At 52.3% G+C, this 1,680-nt stretch carries 1 rRNA gene; it reads left to right on the forward strand.

The features are described from left to right. The first annotated feature begins 96 nt into the window (after positions 1-96). Positions 97-1,643, forward strand: a 16S ribosomal RNA gene (locus RH86_RS04420). Positions 1,644-1,680: the final 37 nt, after the last annotated feature.

Raw genomic sequence — 1,680 nt, forward strand, 5'->3', positions numbered from 1 at the left:
CACAGTCAATTCATTATCGTTCTGTTGGAACGATAATAGCTTTAAGATTACTTTTAGTAGTTTTGAAGTCAGTATTCATTGAGCCGACAAAATCTTAAATTGAAGAGTTTGATCATGGCTCAGATTGAACGCTGGCGGCAGGCCTAACACATGCAAGTCGAGCGGTAACAGAGAGAAAGCTTGCTTTCTTTGCTGACGAGCGGCGGACGGGTGAGTAATGCCTGGGAATATGCCTTGATGTGGGGGATAACCATTGGAAACGATGGCTAATACCGCATAATGCCTACGGGCCAAAGAGGGGGATCTTCGGACCTCTCGCGTCAAGATTAGCCCAGGTGGGATTAGCTAGTTGGTGAGGTAATGGCTCACCAAGGCGACGATCCCTAGCTGGTCTGAGAGGATGATCAGCCACACTGGAACTGAGACACGGTCCAGACTCCTACGGGAGGCAGCAGTGGGGAATATTGCACAATGGGCGCAAGCCTGATGCAGCCATGCCGCGTGTGTGAAGAAGGCCTTCGGGTTGTAAAGCACTTTCAGTCGTGAGGAAGGTAGTTGCGTTAATAGCGTAATTATTTGACGTTAGCGACAGAAGAAGCACCGGCTAACTCCGTGCCAGCAGCCGCGGTAATACGGAGGGTGCGAGCGTTAATCGGAATTACTGGGCGTAAAGCGCATGCAGGTGGTTTGTTAAGTCAGATGTGAAAGCCCGGGGCTCAACCTCGGAATTGCATTTGAAACTGGCAGACTAGAGTACTGTAGAGGGGGGTAGAATTTCAGGTGTAGCGGTGAAATGCGTAGAGATCTGAAGGAATACCGGTGGCGAAGGCGGCCCCCTGGACAGATACTGACACTCAGATGCGAAAGCGTGGGGAGCAAACAGGATTAGATACCCTGGTAGTCCACGCCGTAAACGATGTCTACTTGGAGGTTGTGGCCTTGAGCCGTGGCTTTCGGAGCTAACGCGTTAAGTAGACCGCCTGGGGAGTACGGTCGCAAGATTAAAACTCAAATGAATTGACGGGGGCCCGCACAAGCGGTGGAGCATGTGGTTTAATTCGATGCAACGCGAAGAACCTTACCTACTCTTGACATCCAGAGAAGCCAGCGGAGACGCAGGTGTGCCTTCGGGAACTCTGAGACAGGTGCTGCATGGCTGTCGTCAGCTCGTGTTGTGAAATGTTGGGTTAAGTCCCGCAACGAGCGCAACCCTTATCCTTGTTTGCCAGCGAGTAATGTCGGGAACTCCAGGGAGACTGCCGGTGATAAACCGGAGGAAGGTGGGGACGACGTCAAGTCATCATGGCCCTTACGAGTAGGGCTACACACGTGCTACAATGGCGCATACAGAGGGCTGCCAACCAGCGATGGTGAGCGAATCCCAAAAAGTGCGTCGTAGTCCGGATTGGAGTCTGCAACTCGACTCCATGAAGTCGGAATCGCTAGTAATCGTGGATCAGAATGCCACGGTGAATACGTTCCCGGGCCTTGTACACACCGCCCGTCACACCATGGGAGTGGGCTGCAAAAGAAGTGGGTAGTTTAACCTTTCGGGGAGGACGCTCACCACTTTGTGGTTCATGACTGGGGTGAAGTCGTAACAAGGTAGCGCTAGGGGAACCTGGCGCTGGATCACCTCCTTATACGATGATTACTCACGATGAGTGTCCACACAGATTG

The sequence above is a fragment of the Vibrio sp. N418 genome (assembly GCF_000222565.1).
Classification (GTDB): Bacteria; Pseudomonadota; Gammaproteobacteria; order Enterobacterales; family Vibrionaceae; genus Vibrio; species Vibrio scophthalmi.